At 71.8% G+C, this 26,818-nt stretch carries 26 protein-coding genes; 18 read left to right on the forward strand and 8 right to left on the reverse strand.

Annotated elements, in window-relative coordinates:
- Positions 1-50 precede the first annotated feature (50 nt).
- Both A4R43_RS11025 and A4R43_RS11030 read left to right on the forward strand, forming a co-directional pair.
- A complete protein-coding gene (locus tag A4R43_RS11025) occupies positions 51-1,658 on the forward strand; it encodes an ABC-F family ATP-binding cassette domain-containing protein (RefSeq protein WP_113692250.1) in 1,608 nt (535 codons plus the stop codon).
- A complete protein-coding gene (locus A4R43_RS11030) occupies positions 1,655-3,142 on the forward strand; it encodes an ABC-F family ATP-binding cassette domain-containing protein (RefSeq protein ID WP_113692251.1) in 1,488 nt (495 codons plus the stop codon). Before A4R43_RS11025 ends, A4R43_RS11030 begins: the two co-directional genes overlap by 4 nt.
- Positions 3,143-3,155: 13 nt before the next feature.
- On the opposite strand, the gene mshC is transcribed toward A4R43_RS11030, so the two are convergent.
- From mshC to A4R43_RS11045, 3 genes are all read right to left on the reverse strand, one after another.
- The gene (gene mshC / locus A4R43_RS11035; protein WP_113692252.1) at positions 3,156-4,394 is read right to left on the reverse strand and encodes a cysteine--1-D-myo-inosityl 2-amino-2-deoxy-alpha-D-glucopyranoside ligase; all 1,239 of its coding nucleotides are present in this window, start codon (positions 4,392-4,394) and stop codon (positions 3,156-3,158) included.
- A 75-nt stretch (positions 4,395-4,469) separates the two neighbouring features.
- Positions 4,470-5,240: a MerR family transcriptional regulator gene (locus tag A4R43_RS11040; RefSeq protein ID WP_113692253.1), complete on the reverse strand. Its 771-nt coding sequence runs from the start codon at positions 5,238-5,240 to the stop codon at positions 4,470-4,472.
- 78 nt (positions 5,241-5,318) lie between these two features.
- Positions 5,319-5,954, reverse strand: coding sequence for a TetR/AcrR family transcriptional regulator (locus tag A4R43_RS11045; protein ID WP_113697493.1), 636 nt, complete (start codon positions 5,952-5,954; stop codon positions 5,319-5,321).
- An 83-nt stretch (positions 5,955-6,037) separates the two neighbouring features.
- Between A4R43_RS11045 and A4R43_RS11050 the strand changes: the two genes are divergently transcribed.
- From A4R43_RS11050 to A4R43_RS11065, 4 genes are all read left to right on the forward strand, one after another.
- Positions 6,038-7,375, forward strand: a complete 1,338-nt coding sequence (locus A4R43_RS11050; protein WP_113692254.1) for a cytochrome P450 — start codon at positions 6,038-6,040, stop codon at positions 7,373-7,375.
- 93 nt (positions 7,376-7,468) lie between these two features.
- Positions 7,469-8,653 (forward strand): S8 family serine peptidase, encoded by a 1,185-nt coding sequence (locus A4R43_RS11055; RefSeq protein WP_113692255.1) that lies wholly within the window; start codon positions 7,469-7,471, stop codon positions 8,651-8,653.
- 22 nt (positions 8,654-8,675) lie between these two features.
- Positions 8,676-8,897: a hypothetical protein gene (locus tag A4R43_RS11060; protein WP_113692256.1), complete on the forward strand. Its 222-nt coding sequence runs from the start codon at positions 8,676-8,678 to the stop codon at positions 8,895-8,897.
- A gap of 146 nt (positions 8,898-9,043) precedes the next feature.
- Positions 9,044-10,129 carry an IS630 family transposase gene (locus A4R43_RS11065; protein WP_113692257.1) on the forward strand — a complete coding sequence of 362 codons (1,086 nt, stop codon included), beginning with the start codon at positions 9,044-9,046 and terminating at the stop codon, positions 10,127-10,129.
- Here A4R43_RS11065 and A4R43_RS11070 read toward each other — a convergent pair.
- Both A4R43_RS11070 and A4R43_RS11075 read right to left on the reverse strand, forming a co-directional pair.
- Positions 10,126-12,066: a vWA domain-containing protein gene (locus A4R43_RS11070; protein WP_113692258.1), complete on the reverse strand. Its 1,941-nt coding sequence runs from the start codon at positions 12,064-12,066 to the stop codon at positions 10,126-10,128. The genes A4R43_RS11065 and A4R43_RS11070 overlap by 4 nt on opposite strands.
- Positions 12,063-13,460 (reverse strand): ATP-binding protein, encoded by a 1,398-nt coding sequence (locus tag A4R43_RS11075; RefSeq protein WP_113692259.1) that lies wholly within the window; start codon positions 13,458-13,460, stop codon positions 12,063-12,065. The genes A4R43_RS11070 and A4R43_RS11075 overlap by 4 nt, the downstream gene beginning before the upstream one ends.
- 73 nt (positions 13,461-13,533) lie before the next feature.
- Here A4R43_RS11075 and A4R43_RS11080 point away from each other — a divergent pair, with 73 nt between their 5' ends.
- Together A4R43_RS11080 and A4R43_RS11085 are read left to right on the forward strand one after the other, a co-directional pair.
- Positions 13,534-14,331: a hypothetical protein gene (locus tag A4R43_RS11080; protein WP_113692260.1), complete on the forward strand. Its 798-nt coding sequence runs from the start codon at positions 13,534-13,536 to the stop codon at positions 14,329-14,331.
- Positions 14,328-15,062, forward strand: a complete 735-nt coding sequence (locus A4R43_RS11085; RefSeq protein ID WP_113692261.1) for a metallophosphoesterase — start codon at positions 14,328-14,330, stop codon at positions 15,060-15,062. The genes A4R43_RS11080 and A4R43_RS11085 overlap by 4 nt, the downstream gene beginning before the upstream one ends.
- A 163-nt stretch (positions 15,063-15,225) precedes the next feature.
- Here A4R43_RS11085 and A4R43_RS11090 read toward each other — a convergent pair whose 3' ends face one another.
- Complete coding sequence (locus A4R43_RS11090) at positions 15,226-16,269, reverse strand: ferrochelatase (RefSeq protein WP_113697494.1); 1,044 nt, start codon at positions 16,267-16,269, stop codon at positions 15,226-15,228.
- Positions 16,270-16,353: 84 nt separating this feature from the next.
- Here A4R43_RS11090 and A4R43_RS11095 point away from each other — a divergent pair, with 84 nt between their 5' ends.
- The 4 genes from A4R43_RS11095 (at position 16,354) to A4R43_RS11110 (ending at position 19,334) form a co-directional block, all read left to right on the forward strand.
- Positions 16,354-16,932 (forward strand): TetR/AcrR family transcriptional regulator, encoded by a 579-nt coding sequence (locus tag A4R43_RS11095; RefSeq protein WP_113692262.1) that lies wholly within the window; start codon positions 16,354-16,356, stop codon positions 16,930-16,932.
- A gap of 75 nt (positions 16,933-17,007) precedes the next feature.
- The gene (locus tag A4R43_RS11100; RefSeq protein ID WP_113692263.1) at positions 17,008-18,171 is read left to right on the forward strand and encodes a Cmx/CmrA family chloramphenicol efflux MFS transporter; all 1,164 of its coding nucleotides are present in this window, start codon (positions 17,008-17,010) and stop codon (positions 18,169-18,171) included.
- Between the two features lie 25 nt (positions 18,172-18,196).
- A complete protein-coding gene (locus tag A4R43_RS11105; protein ID WP_113692264.1) occupies positions 18,197-18,592 on the forward strand; it encodes a nuclear transport factor 2 family protein in 396 nt (131 codons plus the stop codon).
- Positions 18,593-18,617: 25 nt separating this feature from the next.
- Positions 18,618-19,334, forward strand: coding sequence for a DinB family protein (locus tag A4R43_RS11110; RefSeq protein ID WP_205215296.1), 717 nt, complete (start codon positions 18,618-18,620; stop codon positions 19,332-19,334).
- Between the two features lie 82 nt (positions 19,335-19,416).
- Here A4R43_RS11110 and fabI read toward each other — a convergent pair whose 3' ends face one another.
- Positions 19,417-20,184 carry an enoyl-ACP reductase FabI gene (gene fabI, locus A4R43_RS11115; protein ID WP_113692266.1) on the reverse strand — a complete coding sequence of 256 codons (768 nt, stop codon included), beginning with the start codon at positions 20,182-20,184 and terminating at the stop codon, positions 19,417-19,419.
- 29 nt (positions 20,185-20,213) lie between these two features.
- Positions 20,214-20,918 carry a beta-ketoacyl-ACP reductase gene (fabG, locus tag A4R43_RS11120; protein ID WP_113692267.1) on the reverse strand — a complete coding sequence of 235 codons (705 nt, stop codon included), beginning with the start codon at positions 20,916-20,918 and terminating at the stop codon, positions 20,214-20,216.
- 145 nt (positions 20,919-21,063) lie between these two features.
- Between fabG and A4R43_RS11125 the strand changes: the two genes are divergently transcribed.
- The 6 genes from A4R43_RS11125 (at position 21,064) to A4R43_RS11150 (ending at position 26,815) form a co-directional block, all read left to right on the forward strand.
- Positions 21,064-21,717 (forward strand): response regulator transcription factor, encoded by a 654-nt coding sequence (locus A4R43_RS11125; protein ID WP_113697495.1) that lies wholly within the window; start codon positions 21,064-21,066, stop codon positions 21,715-21,717.
- A gap of 5 nt (positions 21,718-21,722) precedes the next feature.
- Positions 21,723-23,102: a sensor histidine kinase gene (locus A4R43_RS11130; RefSeq protein ID WP_113692268.1), complete on the forward strand. Its 1,380-nt coding sequence runs from the start codon at positions 21,723-21,725 to the stop codon at positions 23,100-23,102.
- Complete coding sequence (locus A4R43_RS11135) at positions 23,099-24,037, forward strand: TAXI family TRAP transporter solute-binding subunit (protein WP_113692269.1); 939 nt, start codon at positions 23,099-23,101, stop codon at positions 24,035-24,037. The genes A4R43_RS11130 and A4R43_RS11135 overlap by 4 nt, the downstream gene beginning before the upstream one ends.
- 50 nt (positions 24,038-24,087) lie before the next feature.
- Positions 24,088-25,269 carry a serine hydrolase domain-containing protein gene (locus A4R43_RS11140; RefSeq protein ID WP_113692270.1) on the forward strand — a complete coding sequence of 394 codons (1,182 nt, stop codon included), beginning with the start codon at positions 24,088-24,090 and terminating at the stop codon, positions 25,267-25,269.
- Positions 25,270-25,377: 108 nt separating this feature from the next.
- Positions 25,378-26,325, forward strand: a complete 948-nt coding sequence (locus A4R43_RS11145; protein ID WP_113692271.1) for a hypothetical protein — start codon at positions 25,378-25,380, stop codon at positions 26,323-26,325.
- 25 nt (positions 26,326-26,350) lie between these two features.
- Positions 26,351-26,815, forward strand: coding sequence for a tRNA (cytidine(34)-2'-O)-methyltransferase (locus A4R43_RS11150; RefSeq protein ID WP_113692272.1), 465 nt, complete (start codon positions 26,351-26,353; stop codon positions 26,813-26,815).
- Positions 26,816-26,818 lie beyond the last annotated feature (3 nt).

Genomic DNA, 26,818 nt, shown 5'->3' on the forward strand with positions numbered 1-26,818 from the left:
CTCGATGCCCGGCGGGTGCTTCCCCATCTCCCACGGGCCGGTGATGTTCCATGTCTCTTTCGGTGTCTTCTCTGTACCTGCGTGCCACCGAGCTCACCTTCAGCTACGGCGACCGCGTCCTCTTCGACGGCCTCGACCTGGTCGCCAGCGCCGGGCAGCGGCTCGGGCTCGTCGGTGAGAACGGCGCCGGCAAGTCCACCCTGCTGCGCCTGCTCGCCGGACTCGAGGAACCACACGCCGGTCAGGTGCAGCGCGGGGCCGACCTCGGCTTCCTGCTGCAGGAACTGCCCTTTCCCGGCGACGCGCGGTTCTCCGACGTCATCGACGACGCGCTCAGCGAGATCCGCGCCGCCGCCGACCGGCTCGACCGGCTGACCGAGCAGCTGGCCGCGTCACCGGAGGACCGGGCCGTGCTCGACGAGTACGGCCAGGCGCTGGAGTGGGCGCAGGCACACGACCTGTGGGACGCCGACCGGCGCGCCAAGCTGGTCTGCGACGGGCTCGGCCTGGCCGGCATCTCGCCGGACCGGCCGCTCGGCACGCTGTCGGGCGGCCAGCGGTCACGGCTCGGCCTGGCCGCGCTGCTCATCCGCCAGCCGGAAACCCTGCTGCTGGACGAGCCGACGAACCACCTCGACGACGCGGGCATGGAGTTCCTGGAACGCCACCTCGCCGCGCTGCCCGGGGTGATCGTGCTGTCCTCGCACGACCGCGTGTTCCTCGACGCGGTGTGCACCGACATCGTCGACCTCGACCCGGCCCTCGGCGGGCCAACCCGGTACGGCGGCGCGTATTCCGAGTACCTGGAGCACAAGCGTGCCGAACGAGCGCGCTGGGAACAGCGTTACGCGGAGGAACAGGATGAACTCAAGAAGCTGAAGGAAGCCGTCGCGGTGACCGCGCGCACCGTGGCGCACAACCGGCCGCAGCGCGACAACGCCAAGATGCTCTACGACTTCAAGGACGGGCGGGTGCAGAAGCAGATCTCGCGGCGGGTGCGCAACGCGCAGCTGCGGTACGAGGAACTGCGCCGCGACCAGGTCCGCAAACCACCGGCACCGCTGCGGTTCTCGGCGAACCTGACCGCGTCCGCGGTCGAGGACAAGCTCGCCATCTCCGCGCGCGGCATCGAAGTACCCGGGAGGCTCCACATTGGACAACTCGACCTGGCCGCCGACGACCGGCTGCTGATCACCGGCGGCAACGGCGCCGGGAAGTCGACCCTGCTGCACGTGCTGGCCGGGCGGCTGTCCCCGGCCCGCGGCACCGTCCACAGCGGACGCGGTGTCAAGATCGGGCTGCTGGAACAGGACGTCACCTTTCCCGACCCGCGCCGGACCCCGCGTGAGCTGGCCGGTGCGGCGGCGCTGACCGACCTGGGCCTGATCGCCCGCCGCGACCTGGACCGGCCGGTGGGGCAGCTCTCGGTCGGCCAGCGGCGGCGGGTCGCGCTGGCCCTGCTGCTCGCCGAGCCGCCGCACGTGCTGCTGCTCGACGAACCGACCAACCACCTCTCCCTCACCCTGGCCGAGGAGCTGTTCGCCGCGCTGGGCACCGCACCGGGTGCCGTGGTGATCGCCTCGCACGACCGCTGGCTCCGCCGCGGCTGGACCGGCCGGGAACTGAGGCTGCACCACGGAAAGGAGGAAAGCGCTTGATACGAACCGACATCGCGCAGCTGAGCCTGCACGCGGTCTCGAAGGGCTTTCCCGGTCACCGCGTACTCCAGGACGTGACGCTGACCGTGCGGCCCGGCGAACGCGCCGGGATCGTCGGGGAGAACGGCTCCGGCAAGTCCACCCTGCTCCGCCTGATGGCGGGCACGGTGGCGCCGGATTCGGGTGAGGTCACCGTGCGCTTCCCCGGTGGGGTGGGCTACCTGGACCAGGTGCTCGCCCTGCCGCCGGAGGCCACGGTGGCCGACGCGGCCGACAGCGCGCTGGCCGACCTCCGCTGGCTCGAAGCCGAGCTGCGGCGGGCGGAACGGAATCTGTCCGAAGAGGACCTGCCGGAGTACGGCGCGCTGCTGGCCGAGTTCGAACGCCGCGACGGGTACACAGTGGACGCCAGGCTGGCGGAGGCACTGGACACGCTCGGGCTGTCCGGCCTCGCGCCGGACCGGCGGCTCGGTGAGCTGTCCGGTGGTGAGCGGGCACGGCTGGCGCTGGCGGCCGTGCTGGCCGCCGATCCCGAACTGCTGCTGCTCGACGAGCCCACCAACCACCTCGACGCGGAAGCGCTGAGCTGGCTGGAAAACCGGCTGCGACGGCACCGCGGCACGGTGGTGGCCGTTTCCCACGACCGGCTGTTCCTCACCGCGATCACCACCACCCTGCTGGAGGTGGACTCGGGTGCGGTCCGGCGGTACGGCACGGGCTACGACGGCTACCTGAAGGAGCGCCGCGCCGCCCGGTTGCGGTGGGAACAGGCGTACGCCGACTGGCGGGCGGAAATCGCGCGCTGGACGGAGTTCGCCGAGCACACCGCCTACCGGGTGGCGCCGGGGCGGCCGATGGCCGACCACAACAAGTGCAAGTACAACGGGGACGGCCGCCGGGTGCAGCAGTCGATCACCACCCGCACCCGCTCGGCCAGGGAACGCCTGGGCAGGCTGCGGGCGAAACCGGTGCCACGGCCGCCCGATCCACCGCGGTTCACCACCAGCGCCCGCACCACCGGCGCGGTGGACGGGCCGCTGCTCGAGGTGTCCGATGTGGACATCCCGGGCCGGATCGCGCTGTCCGGGCTGACCCTGCGGCCCGGCGACCGGCTGCTGGTCACCGGGCCGAACGGGGCTGGCAAGTCGAGCCTGCTGCGGGTGCTCGCCGGTGAACTGGCACCGGGCGCGGCCCGCGCACACGGGTGCGTGGGCTACCTGCCGCAGGACGAACCGGACGACGGCAGCCCGCTGTCGGTCGGGCAGCGCCGGCGAGCGCGGCTGGACCGGCTGCTGGAGAACCCGGTCGACGTGCTGCTGCTCGACGAGCCGACGAACCACTTCTCGCCGATGCTCGTCGAGCAGCTGGAAGCCGCGCTGGCCGGCTACCGGGGCGCGGTGGTCGCGGTCTCCCACGACCGCCTGTGGCAGCGGCGCTTCCGCGCCAGGGAGGTGACCGTCACCGCCGGACGGCTGGCCTGCTGACCCGGCGGATCGGCTACAGGACGATCCCGAGCAGGGCATCGACGGCGTCGCGCACCAGACCGGGCGCGGCGCTGTCGGTGCCCCGGCGGGTCAGCGCCTCGGAAACCCAGGCGTCCACCGCGGCCAGCGCCTTCGGCGTGTCGAGGTCGTCGGCGAGGTGCTCGCGCAGCCGGTCCACAGTGCTCTGGGCGGCCGGTCCGGCGGGCAGCGAGACGGCCTCACGCCACCGTGAAAGCCGCGCCTCGGCGGTCTCGAGCACCTCGCTGGTCCACGACCGGTCGCTGCGGTAGTGCCCGGCGAACAGGCCCAGCCGGATCGCGCCGGGGTCCACCTTGTCCGCCCGCAGCCGCGAAACAAAAACCAGGTTGCCCTTGGACTTCGACATCTTCTCGCCGTCGAGGCCGATCATGCCCGCGTGCACGTAGTGCCGGGCGAACGGGAACTCGCCGGACAGCGCCTCGGCGTGCGCGGCGCTGTACTCGTGGTGCGGGAAGGCCAGGTCGGAGCCGCCGCCCTGGACGTCGAAGCCCATGCCCAGCCGGTTCACCGCGATCGCGCTGCACTCGATGTGCCAGCCGGGGCGGCCAGCGCCCAGTTCGGACTCCCACGACGGCTCACCCGGCCGTGCCATCCGCCACAGCAGCGCGTCCAGCGGGTCGCGCTTGCCCGGGCGCTGGGGGTCACCGCCGCGCTCGGCGAAGAACTCCGCCATGGTCGCGGCGTCGTACCCGGACTCGTAGCCGAACCGGCCGCTGCCGTCCTTGGCGAAGTAGATGTCCGGGTACTCGGGGTCGTCCACCCGGTACGCCAGCCCGCTGGCCAGCAGTTTCCCGATCACCTCGACGATCTCCGGAATGGTCTCCACCGCGCCGACGAAGTCACGCGGCGGCAGCACCCGCAGCGCCTCCATGTCCTCGCGGAACAACGCCGTCTCCCGCATGCCGAGCACCACCCAGTCGTCCTGGTCGCGCTCGGCCCGCTCGAGCAGCGGGTCGTCGATGTCGGTCACGTTCTGTACATAGTGGACCTCGTGCCCGGCGTCCCGCCACAGCCGGTTCACCAGGTCGAACGCCAGGTAGGTGGCGGCGTGCCCGAGGTGGGTGGCGTCGTACGGGGTGATGCCGCAGACGTACAACCGGGCCGTCGATCCGGGGGCCGTCGGCCGGACCTGCCCGGTCGAGGTGTCGTGGAGCCGCAGCGGACGGGGGTTCCCTGGCACCCGGGGCACGTCGATCGAAGACCAAGTATCCATACGCACCAGCGTAAGCTTTCCGCCGGCGCACCCTCCCGCCCGGTGGGATGGATCACCGGCCGGGAGGGCGGGCCGCTACCGCGCGCGGGCCGCGTTCGCCACCGCGGCGTCCCGGACGAACTCGGCCAGGCCCGGCCGCTGGTCCGGTTCGCGCACCAGGAAGCCCAGCTGCACCGGCTCGGTCACGTAGAGCGCGGTGACGTTGCGGTGCATTTCGTACCCGCACTCCCCCATGAACGCGCCCAGCATGCGCCGGTGCTCCTCGGCCAGGTCCATCGCGGCCTCGCTGTCCGGGGCCGCGCCCGCGTCCAGCAGCGCCAGCAGCCGGTCGACCCAGTCCTGGCGGACCCGCTCGGCCTCGGCCCAGTCCTGTTTGCCCATCGGCTCCCGGTGGCGCTGGGCCCACTGCCACTCCGGCGTGCCACCCCAGCGCGCGGCGGCCTGCTCGGCGTAGCCCGCCGGCTCGCGGAACCCGCCGAACACCTCCAGCTTCTCCTCCGGCGTCAGCGCTTCACCCATTTTTTTCGCCTCCAGCACGTGCTCGACGGCCTCGGCCATGCGCCGCAACCGCTCGATCCGCTCGCGCAGCAGCTCGCGCTGCCGCTCGAGGTGCGCGATCGGGTCGGCCGACGGTTCGTCCACAATGGCCGCGATCGTCTCGAGGGGGAAGCCGAGCTCCCGGTAGAGCAGGATGCGCTGCAGGCGATCCAGGTCCGCCTCGCTGTAGCGGCGGTACCCGGCGGCGCTGCGGCCGCTCGGGGTGAGCAGGCCGATCTCGTCGTAGTGGTGCAGCGTGCGCACGGTCACCCCGGCGAGTTCGGCCACCCGGCCGACCGGAAGGCCCACGGTTTCCCCCTTTCCCCTTCGGCCGGTGCTTCCCCGGCCCTGACGCGGACCACTCTGGGTCCTCACGTCGCGTGAGGGTCAACCCTCCCGGCCCGCCGGCCCACCGCCACCCTCAACGGAGCTGCGCGCTGTCCATTCCGCCGAAGCAGACCAAAGTGCGTTGAGTCCCGCGGTCAGGTCCTCGCCGTTGGGTGCGCCTTCCGGATCGAGCAGCCACTGCACGGAAAGCCCGTCGCAGACGGCGATGACAAAACTGGCCACCGCCGCGCAGCGCGGGTCGTCGGCCGACCAGCCCTCCCCCAGCGACTGCGCCACCAGCCCGGCCACCCTGGCCCGGCAGCGCCGGTACTGCGCGGCGAACTGCTCGCGCAGCGAGGGCATCCGCTCCGCCTGCGCCAGAGCCTCCACATAGGACAGCAGCAGCGCGCGGTGGGTGTCCAGGTTGTCCAGGAACGCCGCCCAGGTCACCCGGCCGCGTTCGATCGGCGGCACGCCGGGCTCGGCCATCGCGAGATCGGCCAGCTGGTTGGTCCACTCCTCGAACACCTCGCCGATCGCGGCGTTGAGCAGCCCGGCCTTGGAGCCGAAGTGGTACCCGATCGAGGCGAGGTTCGTGCCGGAAGCGGCGACCAGGTCACGCGCGGTGATGTGCGCGTAGCCCTTGTCCTCGAGCAGCCGCCGCGCGGCGGCCAGCAGTTCTTCGCGGTGACCCACCAGCACAGGGTAGTCGCTGCCGCCTGGACAGCCGATCTATACGCGCGTATAAATCGGGGGCAGACGCCTCGGGAGGACCTGCCATGACCAGCACCGCACCGACCCGTCCCACCGGCTCCGCCGCCTCGGCGGGCCGGACGCTGCCACCCGGCCCGCGCCTGCCGGTGGCGGTGCAGACCGTGCTCTTCGGCAACTTCCGGCAGTTCCTGCTGCCGCTGGCGCGCCGCCGGTACGGCGACGTGGTGCGGCTGCGGATCTACCCCGAGCGGGACGTGGTCTCGCTGTCCGATCCCGAGCACATCAAGGCGGTGTTCACCGGCCCGGCCACCACCTTCCACGCCGGTGAGGGCAACGCCATCCTCAAGCCGCTGATGGGTGAGCACTCGGTGCTGCTCACCGACGAGGACGAGCACCTGCGGGCGCGCAAGCTGCTGCTGCCCGCGTTCAACGGCTCGGCGCTGCGCGGGTACCGCGAGATGGTCACCGAGCTGACCGTGGCCGAGGTCGAGCGCTGGCCACGCGGCCGGGTGTTCCGGTCACACGAACGGATGCAGGTGCTCACGCTGGAGGTGATCCTGCGGGTGGTCTTCGGCGTGACCGACGGGCCGCGGCTGGACCGGCTGCGCGTGCTGCTGCGCCGCCTGCTCGACATCGGCCCGCTGGACATCTTCGGCTGGCACAGCCCCCAGCTGCAGAAGTTCGGCCCGTGGAAGCGCAACGCCGAGCAGCAGCGCGAGATCGACCGGCTGATCTACGCCGAGATCGCCGACCGCCGCCGCGCCGGTGACCTGGCCGACCGCGGCGACGTGCTGTCCCGCCTGCTGACCGTGCCCGGTGACGACCCGCTGACCGACGCGGAACTGCGCGACCAGCTGATCACGCTGCTGCTGGCCGGGCACGAAACCACCGCCACCACGCTCGGCTGGGCGTTCCACGAACTCGCCCGGAATCCGGCGTGCCTGCGCTCCGCCACCGAAGCCGCGGACGACAACGACGAAAAATACCTCGAAGCGGTGACCAAGGAAGCGATGCGGTTGCACCCGGTGATCCACGAGGTGGCCCGGCGGCTCACCGAGGACGTCGAGGTCGGCGGTTACCTGCTGCCCGCCGGGTACACCGTGCAGCCGTCGATCGCGCTGGTGCAGTCGGATCCGGCGCACCACCCCGACCCGGGCAAGTTCCGGCCGGAGAGGTTCCTCGAGGGCACGCCGCCCGCCGGGACCTGGTTCCCGTTCGGCGGCGGGGTGCGGCGGTGCCTCGGCGCCGGGTTCTCCTTGATGGAGGCCACCGTGGTGCTGCGCGAGGTGCTGCGGCGCTACCACCTGACCCCCGAACGCCGGACACCCGAACGGCCCAAGGCCCGCCACATCACCATGGTGCCCGCCCGCGGAGCGAAAATCGCTGTCACTGAGCGGAACTGATCGCTACCAAACAGTGATGTCCGGTCTGTTGCAACTCGTGCCCGGAAGCCGATTCACGAAGAGGCACACTTTTCGAGCACGAGGGGAACAACCATGACCGACGGGGCGAGCGGGACCACGGGGCGGTATCTGGTTCTGCTGGAAGAGGATTCAGCCGTCGCGGGGGCGCGCAGCATGGCCGACGTCGCCGGGCTCCGCACGGCGAGCACGGCCGACCTGTACGACACCAGCACGGCCGGTTCGCTCGGCGACGCCGACGGGCTGCTGCTGCACGAACTGGGCGTCGCGGTGGTGACCGCGGCCGAGGACCAGGTCGCCGCGCTCACCGCGGCGGCCGACCGGCCGGGCCCGATCTCGCGGATCGAGCCGGAACGCACCGTCTACGCCATCTCACCGGGCACGCCGGCGGTCGAGCAGGCCGAGGTGGACGAGACGCTGTTCACCTGGGGCCTGCAGGCCACCAGGGCGCACGAGAGCGAGCTGAGCGGCAAGGGCATCCGGGTGGCCGTGCTGGACACCGGGTTCGACGTCGGCCACCCGGACTTCGCCGGGCGCGTGGTGACCACCAGCTCGTTCGTCTCCGGGGAGGACGTGCAGGACGGCAACGGCCACGGCACGCACTGCATCGGCACCGCGTGCGGACCGCGCAAGGTCGACGGCGGGCCGGGCTACGGCATCGCCCACGAAGCCGAGATCTACGCGGGCAAGGTGCTCGGCAACTCCGGTTCCGGCTCCGACGGCGGCATTCTCGCCGGCATCTCGTGGGCGATCGGCAACGGCTGCGCGATCGTCTCGATGTCGCTGGGCGCGGACACCAATCCGGGTGACCCGTACTCGCCGGTCTACGAGCAGGTCGCCCAGCGCGCGCTCGGGCGCGGCACGCTGATCATCGCCGCGGCGGGCAACGCCAGCGAACGCGCGCAGGGGCGGATCGCCCCGATCGGGCACCCGGCGAACTGCCCGTCGATCCTCGCCGTCGGCGCGGTCGACTCGGCGGGCGCGATCGCCGACTTCTCCTCCGGCTCGGTCGATCCCGGCCACGGCGTGGACATCGGCGGGCCGGGCGTGGACGTGCACTCGGCGTGGCCGATGCCGAAGCGCTACCGCACGATCAGCGGCACCAGCATGGCCACGCCGCACGTGTCCGGGCTGGCCGCGCTCATCGCGCAGAAGTACGGCGCGCGGGGCTGGGAGCTGTGGGGCAGGCTGTCGCAGTGCTCGCTGCGCACCGGGTTGTCTTCGCAGGACTCCGGTGTTGGACTGGTCCAGGCACCCTGAGCCTGAGCAGCGAGGAGCGGCGATGGCCGAGCAGCGCAAAGTGATCGTGTCCATCGCCGACGAGCGGCTGGCGGAGATCCCGGCCGTGGTGCGGGCGCTGGAGCAGGCGGGGCTGACCGTGGACTCGGTGCTCGAGCCGATCGGCGCGGTCACCGGGTCGATCGGGCAGGCCGGGGTCGCCGCGCTGCAGGACGTGCCCGGAGTCCGGGACGTCGAACTCCAGCGCGACGCCGGTACGCGCTGACCGGGCGGATGTCACGAATGTGGCTTTCGAGACGTTTCGCGTCTCGAAAGCCACATTCGTGACATGGGCGAGGGACTCAGGCGGCCCTGGTCGTACGCGGGCTAGTGTCCTGAGTCGTTAATTTTTGGTCACCGTAGTCTGGGTTGATGCCGAGTGCGAAGTTGGTGCCGCTGACCCTGACCGACGAGGAACGTCGCATCCTGGAAGGCTGGACGCGGCGCCGGACCACCGCTCAGGGACTGGCCATGCGAGCACGGATCGTGCTCACCTGCGCCGAAGGTGGTTCCAACACCGACATCGCCGAACGACTACGGCTCAACCGGAGCACGGTGGCGACCTGGCGGGCACGGTTCGTCCGTGACAGGCTCGACGGCCTGTCCGACGAACCGCGCCCCGGTCGGCCCCGCACGATCACCGACGACCAGGTCGAGCGCGTGGTCGTCACCACGCTGGAAACCACACCCGTGAACGCGACGCACTGGTCGACCCGGTCACTGGCGGCGCAGACCGGGATGACGCAGTCGGCGGTGTCGCGGATCTGGCGGGCGTTCGGCCTCAAGCCGCACAAAGTCGACACCTTCAAGATCAGCAAGGATCCGCTGTTCGTGGACAAGGTCCGCGACGTGGTCGGGCTGTATCTGGATCCGCCGGGGAAGGCGGTGGTGCTGTGCGTGGACGAGAAGTCCCAGATCCAAGCACTGGACCGGTCCGCGCCCGTGTTGCCGATGCTGCCCGGCGTGCCCGAACGACAGAGTTTCGATTACGTCCGGCACGGCACCACCAGCCTGTTCGCCGCTCTCGAAATCGCCACCGGTCAGGTGATCAGCGCGGTGAAACGCCGCCACCGGCACCAGGAATTCCTCGCGTTCCTGCGCACCATCGACAAGACCGTGCCCGCCGAGTTGGACGTGCACCTCATCCTGGACAACCTGTCAACACACAAAACCCCGGCTGTGAAAACGTGGCTGCTCAAACATCCGCGCTTCCACCCGCACTTCACCCCGACCGGTTCGAGCTGGCTCAACCTGGTCGAACGCTTCTTCGCCGAGATCACCGTGAAACTGCTCCGCCGGGGCGTCCACCGCTCGGTCTCAGCCCTGGAAAAAGACATCCGCAACTGGATCAAACAGTGGAACACCGACCCCAAGCCCTACGTCTGGACCCGCACCGCAGACCAGATCCTCGAATCCCTCGCCGCCTACTGCCAACGAATTAACGACTCAGGACACTAGCGCCGGTTGCGCAGGTAGTCGTCGACTACGGCGGCGCCGAGGCCGTCCAGGTCCGGCGCCACCACCCGGCCGCCGGAGCGGCGGGCGATCAGGTTCACGAACGAGGTCAGGCGCGGGTCGTCACCGAGGCGGAACACGGTGACGGCCGCGCCCAGCTTCGCCAGCCGGTCCACCTCGCCGATGGTCCGGCGAATGGTCTGCGGCAGCGGCGGGTAGGAGAACTCCGCCACGCCGTCGGCCTCCAGGTGGGCGGTCGGCTCACCGTCGGTCACCATCAGCACCACCGGCCGCGCGTCGGGGTGCCGCCGCAGGTGCCGTCCGGCCAGCAGCAGCGCGTGGTGGGCGTTCGTGCCCTGCTCCCACGCCCCCTCCAGGCCGACCAGGTCACCCAGCTCCACCGGCGCGGCGTACCGCCCGAAGGTGATCAGCTGCAGCGCGTCGTTGCGGAACCGCGTGGAGATCAGCTGGTGCAGCGCCAGCGCGGTGCGCTTCATCGGCAGCCAGCGACCTTCCTGCACCATCGACCACGACGTGTCCACGCACAACGCGACCGCCGCGCGTGACCGGTGCTCGGTCTCGGTGATCTCCACGTCGGCGACGTCCAGCCGGACCGCCGCGCCGCCTGCGGAAGCAGTGCGCAGCACGGCGTTGCGCACGGTGCGGGAGGCGTCCCACGGCTGGGTGTCACCGAACCGCCACGGCCGGGTCGAGCCGGTCGGCTCCCCCGCCGCCCCGGCCGAGGCCGTCTCGCGTTCGCCGGTGCGCCCGCGCAGGGTGCGCACCACATCCGACAGCGCGGTCTCCCCCAGCCGCCGCAAAGCCTTGGGCGACAAGCGAAGTGAGCCGTCGGGCGAGCGCTCGAACAAGCCCTGTCCGCGCAGTTCACGCTCCAATTCGGACAGTCGACGGGCGTCGACCGCGGCGTCCTCGCCGAGCTGGCGCGTCAGCGCCTCCAGATCGAGGTCGTCCAGGCTGGCGCCGGGATAGGACTGCGCGAGCTGCTCGGCCAGCGCGTCCAGCTCGGCGAGGTCGGCCATCGCCTGCGCGCCCTCGCCGAGCCCCATCGGGTTGTTCCCGCGGAACCGGCCGGCCGACTCCCAGTCCTCCCCCGGCCGCAGCGCCCGCAGCTGAGCGTCCAAATTGGACAGCTGCTGGGCCAGTTCCGGGCTGCCGAACGCCTGCTGCGACAGCTCCGCGAGCTCGGCCCGCTGCTCCGGGGTCATCGAGTTGAGCATGCGCTGCGCGGCCGCCGCGCGGGCGGCGAGTGCGTCGATCAGCTCGTCCACGTTCTTCGGGTTCTCCGGGAAGAACTCGCCGTGGCGCCGCATGAACTCGGTGAAGCGCTCGTGCACGTCGGAAAAGCCCTGCGCGTGCGCGGCGAGCAGCGCGTTGAGGTCGGCGAGCATCTGACGCACCCGCTCGACGTCCTCCGGCCGCGTGCTCTGCAACGCCTCCTTCATGCCCTCGAACCGCGAATCCAGCAGCTCCTTGCCCAGCAGCTCCTGGATCTTCTGGTAGTTCTCGCGGCCCTGCTCGGAACGCCACGGGTACTCGGCCAGCTCACGGACCGCCGCCGCGGTGCCCGGCGGCAGCGCGTCCAGGCGGGCCTCGTCGAAGCGCGCGTCGTCGGACGGGTCCGGGAACAGCGCGCGCTTTTCCGCGTCGAGCGCCTCGTCCAGCAGGCGCCGGACCTCGTTGAGCGTGCCGTCGAGATTGTTGCGCCGCTGGATTTCCGAGCGCCGCTGCCAGATCCGGCGGGTCAGCTCGTCGAGCCCGGTGGTGGTGCGGGTACCGCGGCGCAGCAATTCCTCGAGCGCGGCGCGGGGTGACGAGCCGCCCAGCACGTCGCGGCCGATCTCGTCGAGCGCGGCGCGGAGGTCGGCCGGTGGGGCCAGCGGATCGGGGCCGTCGTGCCACGGCCCGTACGCGTAGGTCATGGCCCGTACACCGTGCTGGTGCCGTCCTCGTCCTTGGCCACCCGGCGGGCGAGGTACAGCGATTCCAGTGCCAGCTCCACCGCGGCGGCGATGCGGCCCGGCGAGTCGTCGGCGGACACCCCGGCGCGGTGCGCGACCTCGTGCAGCAGCGGCAGTTCCGGCAGCGCGCCGAGCACGTCGGCACCCGGGACGCGGTCCCCGGTGGCGACCAGCGTGCCGTCGGCGATCACGTCGGCGAGCGGGCGCAGGTCCAGCCCGGCGAACCGCTCGCGTGCGGTCTCGGCGACCGCCCGGCGCAGCAGGTGCACCAGGTGCTCGGTCTCGCGGCCCTCCTCCCCCGGTTCGAACTCGAGCTTGCCGCGCAGCACGGCGGGCACCGCTTCGAGATCGATCGGACGGGCGACCGCGGGCTCCTCGCCGGTCAGCGCGGCCCGCCGCAGCGCCGCCGCGGCCACGGTTTCCGCCGCCGCCACCGCGAACCGGGCGGACACCCCGGAGCGCTGGTCGATCACGCTGGCCTCACGCAGGTTGCGGACGAACCGGGCGAGCACCTCCAGCAGCGGGTCGCCCACCTCGGCGACCAGCCGCGCCTCCTGCCGCACCACCCCCACCTCGGCCGACAGCTCCAGCGGGTAGTGCGTGCGGATCTCGGCGCCGAAGCGGTCCTTGAGCGGGGTGATGATCCGGCCGCGGTTGGTGTAGTCCTCGGGGTTCGCGGTGGCCACCATGAGCACGTCCAGCGGCAGCCGCAGGGTGTACCCGCGGACCTGGATGTCCCGCTCCTCCATCACGTTGAGCAGCGCCACCTGGATGCGCTCGGCCAGGTCGGGCAGCTCGTTGATGGCCACGACGCCGCGGTGCGCGCGCGGTACCAGTCCGAAGTGGATGGTCTCGGGGTCACCCAGGCTGCGGCCCTCGGCCACCTTCACCGGGTCGACGTCGCCGATCAGGTCACCAACGGAGGTGTCCGGCGTGGCCAGCTTCTCGGTGTAGCGCTCACTGCGGTGCAGCCACGCCACGGGCAGGTCGTCGCCGAGTTCGGCGGCCCGGCGCCGCGACGCCGGGGTGATCGGGTCGAGCGGGTGCTCGGGCAGCTCGGCGCCCTCGATCACCGGAGTCCACTCGTCGAGCAGGCCGGCCAGGGTGCGCAGGAGCCGGGTCTTGCCCTGCCCGCGCTCGCCGAGCAGGACCACGTCGTGCCCGGCCAGCAGCGCGCGTTCCAGCTGCGGCAGCACGGTGCGGCCGAAGCCGACGATGCCCGGCCACGGGTCCTTCCCGGCACGCAGGGCGGTGAGCAGGTTGTCGTGGATCTCGGTTTTCACGCCGCGCGAGGTGTACCCGGCGGCGCGGAGCTCCCCCGCGGTGCGGGGAAGGTGTGCTGGTGCGGAGTTCACCCCTCCGACGCTACTGACCGACCGGCCCGGCGTCGACGTGGACCAGCTCCAGGGCCAGGTACGCTTGTTATCCGTGTGCTGTCCCAGTGCGTCCCTCGCGGTCTGGTCCTCGGCGTGGCTCCACGGTGCCGCGGCCTCCGACGACGTCCTCGACGCACAGCGCGTGTGGGGTGAGGACCACGAAGTGGTGGCGGCCGATCCGCTCGGCGCCGACGCCTTCGACATCCCGGTCGCCGGTGAGCGCCCGGCCGGGCTCGCCACCTTCCTGACCGCGCTGCGCCGGCTCGGGGCGGGCCCGGCCCGGTTCGTGCTGCCGGTGCCCGGCGACGTGCGCGGGCTCGGCGGTGGCGGCCCGCTGACCGAAGCCGCGCTGCGCTCGGGCGAGGCGGTGGTGTTCGCCGAGATCGGTTACGGCGTCGTGCCGGAGACGATCGCCGAGGGCCTGCTGCGCTGGACGGTCCACCGGATCACCACGGCCGCCCCGATGGAGTACATCGCGCTCGGCGAGGCCGAGCACGGGCTGACCAGCGCGACCAGGGACAGCGCGGGTGCGCTGCAGAGCCTCGACGTGGCCAGGGAACGGCCGGGGGTGCGGGCGGAGCTGTCCGAGCGCCTGCGCCGCACCGCGCACGTGAGCTGGCCGCAGGGCACCCCCGGCCGGGCGCTGCGCGTGCTCCAGCGTGCCGAGGAGATCGGCGCGATCCTGGCACTGGCCAACGCCGACGACCCCGGCGGCGCGCTGTCGGCGTCGGCCGCGTTGCGCCGCGCGGACGCCCTGCGTCCCCTGCACGACGCCGTCCGCACCGCCCGCTTCGCCGCGGTGAACGAGACCATCCGCGTGTTCGCCGACCAGCCCGACCTCCTGCCGTGATCGTCCTCGCGCACATCAGCGATCTCCACCTCGACGGCGACCCGCGGCGCACCGACCGGGCGGCCCGGGTTTTCGCCCGGCTCGGTGAACTGACCGGGCTCGACGCGGTCCTGGTGACCGGCGACCTGGCCGACCACGGCCTGGCGGCCGAATACACCGAGGCCGCCGCGCTCTTCGCCGGCACGCGGAACGTGTTCCACTGCCCCGGAAACCACGACGCGCGCGGACCGTACCGGGAGGTCCTGTTCGGTGAACCCGCGAGCGACGCGCCGATCAACCAGGTACACCGCGCGGGCGGCGCGGTTTTTGCCCTGTGCGACTCGACCGTGCCGGGCAGCGACGGCGGTTTCCTCGACGGCAACACCCTGGCGTGGCTGGAAACGGTCCTCACCGAAGCCGGGGACGCGCCGGTTTTTGTGTGCTTCCACCACCCGCCGGTGGACCTGCACGTGCCGTTCATCGACGGTATCCGGCAAACCGGTGAAGACCGGCTGGCCGCGCTGCTCGCGCGGTATCCCGGGGTCGCCGCGGTGCTGTGCGGTCACGCGCACACCGGCGGCGCGACCACCTTCGCGGGCTTGCCGCTGCTCGTCGCGCCCGGTGTGGCTTCGACGCTCGTGCTGCCGTGGGAACCGGCCGACGAGTTCCTCGACCCCGGCGCACCCCCGGCCGTCGCCTTCCACGTGCTCGACGACAACCGGCGGCTCACCACGCACTACCGCGTCATCTAGGGCGGGTTTCACCAGTCTGTTCGATGGGCTTCGTGATCCAGGTGGTTCCTGGCGGTGCCGGGCGTTCGGCCTTGTACTGGGCGTACTCGGCCGAAGGCCCGGTGCCGCCAGGGGCCGCCTGGGCGCGAAGAGCGCGAACAAGACTGGTGAAACGCGCCCTAGGTCAGCTGGCCGGCCGCTTCGCCGGTTCACAGCAGGCGACCGCGCACGGCGCGCCGTTGACCGTGCAGCCCGCGGCCGGGAACTCCGACAGCTTCCGCGCCGGCGCCCCGGCGACGTGCTCCCGCACCAGTTCCACCACCAGCTCGGCGAACCGCGGATCGCTGCCCGGCGTGGCCGCGCGCGCGAACCCCATGCCGAGTTCCCCCGCGCGTTCGGCGGCTTCGTTGTCCAGGTCCCAGATCACTTCGAGGTGGTCGGAGACGAACCCGACCGGGCAGACCACCACCGAGCGCACGCCCTCGGCGTGCAGCGCGTCGATGTGGTCGACGATGTCCGGCTCCAGCCACGGCACCTGCGGCGGCCCGGACCGCGACTGCCACACCACGTCGTAGCTCTCCACGCCTGCTTCGGCCGCCACCAGGCGCGCCGCCTCGGCGATCTGGCGCGAATACCGGTGCCCGCCCTCGGACGGCGGCCCGGCCGCGGCGTCCGCGCTGACCGGCACCGAATGCGCCACAAAAACCACGCGCGCGTTCTCGGCGTCCTCCAGTTCCGCCCGCGCCGTGCGCAGCGCGTCGGCGAAGGCACCGACGAACAGCGGGTGGTCGAAGAACTGGCGCAGCTTGGTCAGTTCCGGCGCGTCCTCGCCGACCGCCGCCCGCGCGCGCTCGATGTCCTCGTCGTACTGGCGGCACGCGGAGTAACCGCCGTAGGCGCTCGTCGGGAAGACCAGCGCGCGGCGCACGCCGTCGGCCCGCATCCGCGCCAGCGTGTCCTCCACCATCGGCTTCCAGTTGCGGTTGCCGAAGTACACCGGCAGGCCGACGCCCCGCGCCGCGAGTTCCTTCTCCACCGCCGCGATCGCGTCGCGGTTGAGCTGGTTGATCGGCGACACCCCGCCGAAGTGCTGGTAGTGCTCGGAGACCTCTTCGAGCCGCTCCCGCGGCACCCCCCGGCCCCGCGTCACGTTCTCCAGGAACGGCATGACCTCGTCCGGTCCTTCCGGACCACCGAAGGACAACCACAGCAGCGCGTCGTAACCCACGGTGTCCATCTTCCCCCGGTGATCCCGGCCACGCTTGCCCGGGGGTTTTGCATCAGCCAGTCCAAAACAGGTACGGTACCCGCCATGGCCCGCCCACGGGAGTTCGACGAGCACGCCGCCATCGACCGCGCCATGCGCGCGTTCTGGCAGGGCGGTTACGAAGGCACGTCGACGCAGCAGCTCTGCGAGGCGACCGGCCTCGGGCGCAGCAGCATCTACAACACCTTCAGCAGCAAGCGGGAGCTGTTCGTCCGCGCGCTGCAGCACTACTGCGACACCGCGACGCAGCACCAGATCGACTTCCTCGAGCAACCGGGACCGCCGCCGCGCGAGAAGCTGCGGGCCCTGCTGCTCGGCACCGTCGAGGACGAGTTCACCGGCGACAACCGGGGCTGCCTCGCGGTGAACACGGTCGCCGAGCTCGGCGGCAAGGATCCGGAGATCAGCGCCAAGCTGGCGAAGGACGCCGAGCGCTACGTGGCCGCCATCGGCGCGGTGGTCGCCGCCGGTCAGCGCGCGGGTGAGATCGACACGAAGCGCGATCCCCTGCTGCTGGCCCGGTTCCTGCACAGCCAGATCAGCGCGCTGCGGATGGGCGCACGCGGCGGCACCGATCGCGCCACCCTCGAACAGCTCGCCGAACTGGCGCTCAGCACGCTCTGATCCCGTCATCCAGCCGAGGGCGGCCGCATGCTGCCCAGATTTTGAACCATTCGATCCAAAAAGAAGGGGACGCCGATGCCGATCGCCGTCTACGTACTGGCGCTGAGCATCTTCGCGCTCGGCACCTCGGAGTTCATGCTCTCCGGGCTGCTGCCGCCGATCGCCGCCGATCTCGGCGTGAGCATTCCGGACGCCGGGCTGCTGATCTCCGCGTTCGCCGTCGGCATGCTGGTCTCCGCGCCGCTGCTGGCCGCGGCCACGCTCCGGCTGCCGCGCAAGCTCACCCTGCTCGGCATGCTCGCGGTTTTCCTGCTGGGCAACGTGGTCGGCGCGCTGTCCCCCGCCTACGGCCTGCTGTTCGCCTCCCGCGTGGTCAGCGCCGCGGCCGCCGCCGGGTTCTGGGCGGTCGCCGCGGTCACCACGGTGGCCATGGTGCCGGAACAGCGGCGCGGCCGGGCGCTGGCGGTGGTGGCGGGCGGGCTGACCGTGGCCAACGTGCTCGGTGTGCCCGCGGGTACCTGGCTCGGCCAGGTCGCGGGCTGGCGCTCGGCGTTCTGGGCGGTGGCGGTGCTGACCGCGGTCGCGATGGCCGGTGTGCTGCTGCTGGTGCCGTCGGTGCGGCCAGCCGCCGAGCGCCCGAGCCTGCGCGGTGAACTGCGCTCCTACCGCAATCCGCAGCTGTGGCTGGCGTTCGGCATCACCTCGGCCAGCACCGCGATGGCGATGGCCACCTTCAGCTATCTGGCGCCGCTGCTCACCGAGGTGAGCGGGCTGCCGTCGAACTGGCTGCCCGCGGTGCTCGGGCTGTACGGCGTCGGCGCGGTCATCGGCATCACCGCTGGCGGGCGGTTCGCCGACGTCCATCCACTGAGGACACTCGCGGGCGGGATCGGCGCGGCGGTGGTGGTGCTGGCCGTGCTGGCGGCCGCCGGCAGCTCGGTCACGGTCGCCGTGGCCGCGGCGTTCCTGCTGGGGCTGACCGGTTTTGTCACCAATCCCGCGCTCAACGTCCGCGTGTTCGCACTGGCCTCGTCGGCGCCGACGCTGGCCGGAGCCAGCAACGTCTCCGCGTTCAACGTCGGCATCGTGCTGGCGCCGTGGCTGGGCGGGCTGACCATCGACGCCGGGCTCGGGTACCTCAGCGTGACCTGGGTGAGCATCGCGGTCGGCGTGGTGGCGCTCGGCGGGGTCGCGCTCGCTTCGTCCCGGCAGCAGCGGGCCGTCCTGGTTCCCGCGTGAAAACCCTGAAGTGAAAGGAAAACCTATGAACACTGGTGAAGTACTGGCCGAGCTGGACCGCCGGATGGCGGAGTACGACCCCGAGCGGATCGCCGCCCTGTTCGCCGAAACCGTGGACTGGGACATCCCCGGCGACACCGCGACCGTGCCGTGGATCGGCAAGCGCACCACGCGCGCCGAGGTCCGTGACTTCTTCGTGGAGCTGGACCGCTACCTGGAGCGGAACGTGTACGAAGTGGAGCGGACCTTTGTGGACGGTCAGCACGCGGTGCGCACCGGGCACCTGCGCTCGCGCATCCGGGCCACCGATCGCTGGATCGAGACCCGGTTCGCCATCGAACTGACCGTGACCGACGGCCTGATCACCCGGTACCACCTGCACGAGGACAGCTGGCACGTCGCCGACGCCAACCGCCGGTGACACCCGGGGATCTAGGATGCGGAGCATGACACGGTATGCCGAAGAGGACCTGCGGGGCGCGGAGTTCCGCGAGTGCGACCTGACCGGGGCACGCCTGCTCGGCGTGGTCATGCGGGACGCCGTGATCGACGGGCTCGTCACCAACCTCGTGGTGAACGGCGTCGAGGTCACCGAGTACGTCGAAGCGGAACTCGACCGGCGTTATCCGGTGCGGACGCTGATCCGTTCCGAAAACCCGGCCGACCTGCGGGAAGCATCGCGTCAGCTCCACACCGGCTGGGCCGCCACGATCGAGCGGATCCGCCGTACGCCCGGCATCGAGCGCCGCGGCGTGAACAACGAGTGGTCGGCGGCGCAGACGCTGCGCCACCTGGTCTTCGTCCACGACTCGTGGTTCCGCCGCTGCTGCCTGGGCTCGACCGAGCCGTTCACGCCGATGGGCATCGGGCCGGACGTCGAGCCCTACCGCGGCGCGCACGGGCTCGACCTCTCGGTCGATCCGGCCCTCGACGAGATCGTGCGCGTCCGTGAGGCACAGGCCGCCGAGCTCCAAGCCTGGCTCGACGAGGTCACCGCCGGGCAACTCGCCGCGCGAGCACCGGTGCCCGACGACGATGTCTGGCCGCCGTACGCCCGGGGGCGCTCGGTGCGGCAGTGCCTCGGCACGGTGCTCGACGAGACCTTCGAGCACCACCGCTTCTGCGTCCGCGACCTCGACCTGATCGAGGCACCGGGCGCCTGAACACGAATGTGGCTTTCGGGGCGGATTTCGCCCCGAAAGCCACATTCGTGTCGGCAGTCGGCAGTGTTCTGCTGGTCAGCCGTCAGAGGCCGAGGGCGTGGACGCCGCCGTCCACCCAGATCATCGAGCCGGTGGTGGCGGGCAGCCAGTCCGAGAGCACCGCGCAGATGGACTTCGCCACCGGCGTCGGGTCCTCGGTGTTCCAGCCGAGCGGCGCGCGCTCGCCCCACGAGTCCTCCAGCTCCCCGAAGCCGGGAATGGACTTCGCGGCCATGGTCTTCACCGGGCCGGCCGAGACCAGGTTCACCCGGATGCCCTTCGGCCCCAGGTCGCGCGCCAGGTAGCGGTTGACCGACTCCAGCGCCGCCTTCGCCACGCCCATCCAGTTGTAGGCGGGCCACGCCACGCGCGCGTCGAAGTCCATGCCGACCACCGACGAGCCCTCGCCCAGCAGCGGCAGCACCGCGGCGGTCAGCGACTTGAACGAGTACGCCGACACCTCGACCGCCACCGACACGTCCTCGCGCGGCGCGTCCATGAACGGCGCGCCCAGGCAGCTCTGCGGCGCGAACCCGATCGAGTGCAGCACCCCGTCCAGCCCGTCGACGTGCTCGCGCACCCGGTCGGCGAGGGTGTCCAGGTGCTCGTTGTTCTGCACGTCCAGCTCGATCACCGGCGCGGGCTCGGGCAGGCGCTTGGCGATGCGCTCGACCAGCGACATCCGCCCGAACCCGGTGAGCACCACCTTCGCGCCCTGCTCCTGCGCCACCTTCGCGGCGTGGAACGCGATCGAGCCGTCGGTGATCACCCCGGTGATCAGCAGGCGCTTGCCTTCGAGCAGTCCGGTCACAAATACCTCCAAGTTCGTGGGAAGACGGGTCAGTGGCCCATGCCGAGACCACCGTCGACGGGCAGCACCGCACCGTTGACGTAGCCCGCGTCGTCGGACGCGATGAAGCGCACCGCCGCCGCGATTTCAGCAGGGTCGGCGTACCGGCCGGACGGGATCGTGGCGAGGATCTCCTTGCGGCGGGCCTCGGGCAGCTCGTCGGTCATCTCGGTGGTGACGAAGCCCGGCGCGATCACGTTGGAGGTGATGTTGCGCGAGCCCAGCTCCCTGGCCAGCGACCGGGCGAGACCGACCAGCCCGGCCTTGCTCGCCGCGTAGTTCACCTGCCCGGCCGAACCGGTCAGGCCGACCACCGAGGAGATGAACACGAACCGGCCCCAGCGCGCCTTCAGCATCGCGCGGCTGGCGCGCTTCGCGACGCGGTACGCCCCGGTCAGGTTCGCGTCGACCACCCGGGTGAACTGTTCCTCGTCCATCCGCATGAGCAGCGTGTCGTCGGTGATGCCCGCGTTCGACACCAGCACCTCCACCGGGCCCTGGTGCTCCTCGACCTCCTTGAACGCGGCGTCGATCTGCTCGGCGTCGGTGACGTCGGCGCGCACGCCGAACAGGCCGTCGGGAGCCCCGGAACCGCGATGGGTCACCGCGACCTTGTGCCCCTGCGCCGCGAGATCGCGCGCGATCGCCAGGCCGATGCCGCGATTACCCCCGGTGACCAGAACGGACCGTCCCACGTATGCACTCCCTAGCCCTCGTGCCGTTGCTGACGCACGAAGGTTATCCAGCCGCGATCGGCCGCCCGCAGGCGCGCCACCTCTACTCGCTGGTAGCCGCCGTACGGCACAATGCGCGGGAAAGCTCGAGGTGGAGGGACCGGCCGTGCGTGTGCTGCTCGTCGAAGACGACGACGGGGTGGCCGACGCCCTGACCGAGTCGCTGGACGCGCGCGGGCACGTGGTGACCAGGGCCGCCAGCGGCGGCGACGCGCTCGCCCGGCACCCCGGCGCCGACCTGTTGCTGCTGGACCTCGGCCTGCCCGACACCGACGGCCTCGAGGTGCTGCACCGGATCCGGCAGGTCTCGGCGGTCCCGGTGGTCGTGATCACCGCGCGTGACGACGAGCAGTCCGTGGTGCGCGGGCTGCGCCTCGGCGCCGACGACTACCTCACCAAGCCGGTGCGGCTGGCCGAACTGCTCGCGCGCATGGACGCGGTCGCCCGGCGCGCCCGCGACAGCGACGGGCCCGGTGTCGTGCGCGTCGGCGACGTCGAGATCGACCTGGCGGCCCGGCGGGTGCTGGCCGGTGGCACCGAGGTCACGCTGACCACCAAGGAGTTCGCCCTGCTGGCCGTGCTGGCCGGCCGCCCCGGCACCGCGGTCAGCCGCCAGCAGCTGATGGACGAGGTGTGGGGTGACGCCAGCCTCGCCGTGTCGCGCTCGCTGGACGTGCACCTGACCCAGCTGCGCGCCAAGCTCGACCGGCCGGGCCTGCTCACCACCATCCGCGGCTTCGGCTACCGGCTCGGCGGCTGATCGGCGTGCGTGCCCGCCTGCTCGTCGCGCTGCTGGTGTTCGCGCTGGCCGCGGTCGCCGGGTTCGCCGTGCCGCTGCTGTCGGCCACCGCGGAGCAGCGCACCCAGCAGCTGGTGATCAGCCGCAACGCCGACGTCGACCGCTTTGTCCTGCTCGCGCAGCAGGCCGTCGAATCCGGCGACACGGCGATGCTGCGCACCGAAGCCGAATCGTATAGGTCGTTATACAACGAACCGGTGCTGGTAGTCGACGCGAACCGGCGGCCTCTGGTGGAGAGCCGGGAGCTGAGCGTGGACCAGCCGCCGGTGCGCGCGCTGGTCGAAGCCACCCTCCGCAACCAGGCCACCCCGGCACCGGAGACCGTCGGCCCGTGGTCGGCGGAGCCGGTGATGTTCGCGCGCCCGGTCGGCCCCAGCACCCGCGTGGCCGGGGTGGTGCTGCTGCGGGCTTCGGTGGACGCCGCCGCGGCCGACGTCGGGCGGCGCTGGCTGCTCACCGGGCTCGGCGCGGTGGCCGCCGCGCTCGCCTTCGCCGCGCTGGCCTGGCTGTTCGCGCGTTGGGTGCTGAAACCGTTGCGGCAGCTGGAAGACGGCGTGCTCGCGGTCGCCGGTGGACGACGTGTGCAGGTGCCGGCCAGCACCGGCCCGAAGGAGCTGCGCGTGCTCGCGGCCGAGTTCAACCAGATGTCCGACGCCGTGCTGGAATCGGCCGAGCAGCAGCGGCGCATGGTCGCCGACGCCTCCCACCAGCTGCGCAACCCGATGGCCGCACTGCGCCTGCGGGTGGATTCGCTGGCCCCGCGGGTGGACGAGGGCGGGCAGCGCACCTACCAGGCCACGGTGACCGAAGTGGAGCGCCTGGAGTCCCTTTTGGACGGACTGCTCGCACTCGCGGTCGCCGAGAGCACCGCGACCAGGGCCGCGGCGGCCGGGTCACCCGAGCACGCCGGACTGCGCAGCGTGCTCGCCGAGCGGGTCGACGCGTGGCGGCCGTCTGCCGATCGGTCCGATGTGGACATCAAAGTCGGCGAAGTCCCGGACGTGCTGCTGCGCTGCCCCGAATCCGATCTGGCGCAGATCCTGGACGTACTGCTCGACAACGCCATCAGCTACGGCGGTCCCGAACTGGCGCTGAGCGCCTCGGTGCAGGACGACACCGCGGCGATCCTGGTGCGGGACAACGGTCCTGGGCTGTCCGAAGAGGACAGAGCGAAGGCCACCGAACGGTTCTGGCGACGCGGTGGCGACGGCGCGCCGCGCGGCACCGGGCTCGGCCTAGCCATCGCGGAACGGCTCACCACCGCACACGGTGGCCGCCTGAGCCTGCACGGTACCCAACCCCACGGCCTGACCGTCCGCGTCGAACTCCCGGTGGTGTCCTCATGAGACGGCGCAGCCTCCTCCTCGGCGGACTGGCGCTGCTCGCCACCGGCTGCGCGGGCGGCGGGTACCGCGGCCCGGAACGCAAGCTGACCATCGCGGCGGGTGAACGCGGCGGCTTCTACCTGGCCTTCGCCGAGTTGCTGGCCGCCGAGATCGCCAAGGCCGAACCGGCGCTGCACTGCGAGGCCGTGGTGACCGAGGCCAGCGTCGCCAACGTCAACCAGGTCCGCGACGGCACCGTGGACCTCGGCATGGTGCTCGCCGACGTGGGGCAGAGCGCGGTGCGCGGCCAGGACCCGTTCCCCGGCCCGGTGCCACTGCGCGCGCTCGGCCGGGTCTACGAGAACTACCTGCAGGTGGTCGTCCGCGCCGACGGCCCGGTCCGCGACCTGGCCGGGCTCGCCGGGCGCCCGGTGGCGATCGGCTCGCGGTTCTCCGGCGCCGCCTTCCTGGCGCAGCGCATGCTCGTGCTCTCCGGTATCGAGGTGGAGCCGAGCACGCTGCTGCTCGACGACGCCATCGCCGCGCTGCGCGAGCGCCGGGTCGACGCGCTGATCTGGTCCGGCGGCGTGCCGACGCCCGCGATCACCGAGCTGGACCGGGAAACCCCGATCCGGCTGCTGGCGCTCGACCGCGCGCTGCCGCTGCTGCGGTCGGTGCACGGGCCGGTGTACGAGCAGGTCCGCGTCCCCGCTGGCGCGTACGAGGGTGTCGGCGACGTGCCCACCATCGGCACCGCGAACCTGCTCGCCTGCTCCCCCGCCCTGCCGGACGACGTGGCCGCCGCCGTGGTGCGCGTGCTGGTCGGCCACGCCGCCGACCTGGTGCCCGCCGAGGCGGTCGGCGCGCAGTTCCTCGACGTGCGCACGCTGATCGGCACCGGTGAGGTCCCGCTGCACCCCGGTGCCGTGCGGACCTACCGCGAGCTGCACGGCTGAAACAGGCGAGAAAACACCCGGGAAACACGGTTTCCGCTTCGATCGCGGGCATGACCCAGCCTTCACGACGTGCCCTGCTCACCATGGCCGCGGCCGCCGGTGGACTGCTCGCGCTCCCCGGCACCGCGACGGCGACCCCGCCCGGCGCCCTGCTGTCCGGCGGCCGCTACGACCGCTACCTGCGCCGGCTCGCCGACGCCGACGAGTTCTCCGGTACCGTGCTCGTCGCCCACCGCGACCACCCGGTGCTGACCCGTTCCTACGGCATGGCCGACTCCGAACGTGGCATCCCGAATCGCACGGACACCATCTACGCGCTGGCGTCGGCGTCGAAACCGTTCACCGGGCTGGCCGTGGTCCAGCTGGCCGAGCGCGGGAAGCTGCGCTTCTACGACAAACTCGGCCAGCACCTCGGCGGCTTCCCCGCCGACGTGGCGGAGAAGGTCACCGTGCACCACCTGCTCACGCACACCTCCGGCCTCGCCCACCCGGACCCGGCCGGGCGAGGCGGGCACATCTTCACCAGCATCGAGGAACGCACCGAGTACCTGCGGCAGTACGCCAGGGAAATGATCATCAAGGACGCGCCGGGCACCAAGAAGGCCTACAACAGCCCGGCCTACGAGATCCTCGGTGAGCTGGTGGCCGCGGTTTCCGGGAAACCGTTCCACACCTACGTCCGCGAGCACATCTTCCTGGCGGCCGGGATGGACCGTTCCGCCTACTACACCCGGCCCGAATGGCTCAGCGACCCCCGGATCGCCCACCCCTACATCCTGCAGGCGGACGGGTCCCGTGTGGACGGTGTGCGGAACCTGGACAAGGGCGCGGTGATCGGCGGCGCACCCGGCTCGAACTCGGCTCGAGCCTTTATCGGATCGGGCGGTGGCAACGGGTTCGCCTCGGCACCGGACCTGCTTTCGTTCGCCCGCGCGCTGCGGGACGGGAAACTGCTCGGCCGCGCGTACCACGAGCTCTACGTCAACGGGAAGGTCAGCGCCGCGCCGATGGGACCCCAGGATCCGTTGCGCGGTGAGGGTTTCCACGCCTACGGCCCGGTCGCCGCGCTGTATCGCGGGCAGCGGGTGATCGGGCACGGCGGCGGGATCGCGGGCGGCAGCACCAACTGGTCGATCTACCTCGACCGCGACTGGACCGGCGTGATTCTCTGCAACTACGACCTCGACGTCGAAGCGATCATCACCGAGGAACGCGAAGCCGTGCTGGGATAGGGGTTCGGCGCCGGTGCGCGACCCCTGTTGCGCCGGGCACACCTTGATCACCGGTCAACAGGCCGGTTTCATTCCGGGCACAACTGCACACCGGCCACGGAGGAACCGATGACCCAGTCCACTTCGCTGCCCGATCCCGAACTCACCGGCACCCGCGCGAAACCCTGGCGGCTGGTGCTGCTGTCCGGCCTGGCCGGGGTGGTGCTCGCCGTGCTGTGGTCCCCGCACCTGGTGGACAAGGTGATCGCGGGCGGGATCGCCGGCCCGATCTTCGGCGAGGACCTCGCCGGCGTGACCATCTCCGGGTCCGGCATGGCCATCGCGTTCGCCTTCGTCACCGGGGTCGCGGGCATGTTCACCGCGTGCAACGTGGCGGTGTTCAGCGCGCTCGCGCCGCTGGCCGCCCAGCCGGGCGGCACGCGCAGCCGCGTGCTCGCGCTGCTGCGCCCGATCGGGCTGCTGCTGGCGGGCGCGGTGGTGGTCTCCGGGCTGTACGGCGCGATCGGCGTGCTGTTCAGCGACGGCATGCCGCAGCTGTCCTCGGCCAGGATCGGCGACCCGGAAACCGGGCTGCCGGTGCGGATCCTGCAGGCCGGGATCGTCTTCGGCGTGATCGGGCTGATCATGCTGTGGCGCGGGCTGAGCTACGCCGGGCTGGCCCGCAACCCGCTGGCCGGGCTGTTCGCCCGCCGTCCCGGCGCCGAGCTGGTGTTCCTCGGCGGGCTGATGGGCGCGTTCCTGATCGGACGGCCGTACCCGCCGTTCCGCAAGCTCTACGAGTACGCGGCCTCCACCGACAACCCGCTGCTGGGCTTTCTCACCTTCGCCCTGCAGTCCACGGGCAACATCGCCGGGGTCGCGGTGCTGTTCCTGCTGGTCACCTTCGCCACGCGGGGCCGGTTCCAGCGGTGGCTGACCGCGTCGCCCGGCCGCGCGGCCCGTGTCTCGGCGGCCGCGTTCATCCTGGTCGGCACGTTCTTCGTGTGCTACTGGACGGTCAAGCTGGGCTACCGCGCCGGGGTGCTGTGGTGGCCGAACATGCCCTACAACACCTGATCGCGGGCCTGGTTAGGGTGGGCGGGTGTTCCGCATCCTGTTCTACCGGCCGGAGATCCCGCCCAACACCGGCAACGCCATCCGGCTGGCGGCGAACACCGGGTGCGAGCTGCACCTGGTGGAGCCGCTCGGGTTCACCTTCGAGGAAAGCCACCTCCGCCGCGCCGGGCTCGACTACCACGACCTGGCGGTGGTGCGGGTGCACCCCGATCTCGAGGCGGCGTGGGCGGCGCTGCTGCCCGCGAAGGTGTACGCCTTCACCACCGCGGGCAGCACGCTGCACACCGAGGTCGAGTTCGCGCCCGGTGACGTGCTGATGTTCGGGCCCGAGTCGACCGGCCTGCCGCCGGAAGTGCGCGACGCCCCGGAGATCACCGACCGCGTCCGCCTGCCGATGCGCCCGGCGAACCGCTCGCTGAACCTGTCGAACAGCGCCGCCATCGCCACCTACGAAGCCTGGCGGCAGCACGGCTTCGCCGGGTCCGCCTGAGGC

The sequence above is a fragment of the Amycolatopsis albispora genome (assembly GCF_003312875.1).
Taxonomy (GTDB): domain Bacteria; phylum Actinomycetota; class Actinomycetes; order Mycobacteriales; family Pseudonocardiaceae; genus Amycolatopsis; species Amycolatopsis albispora.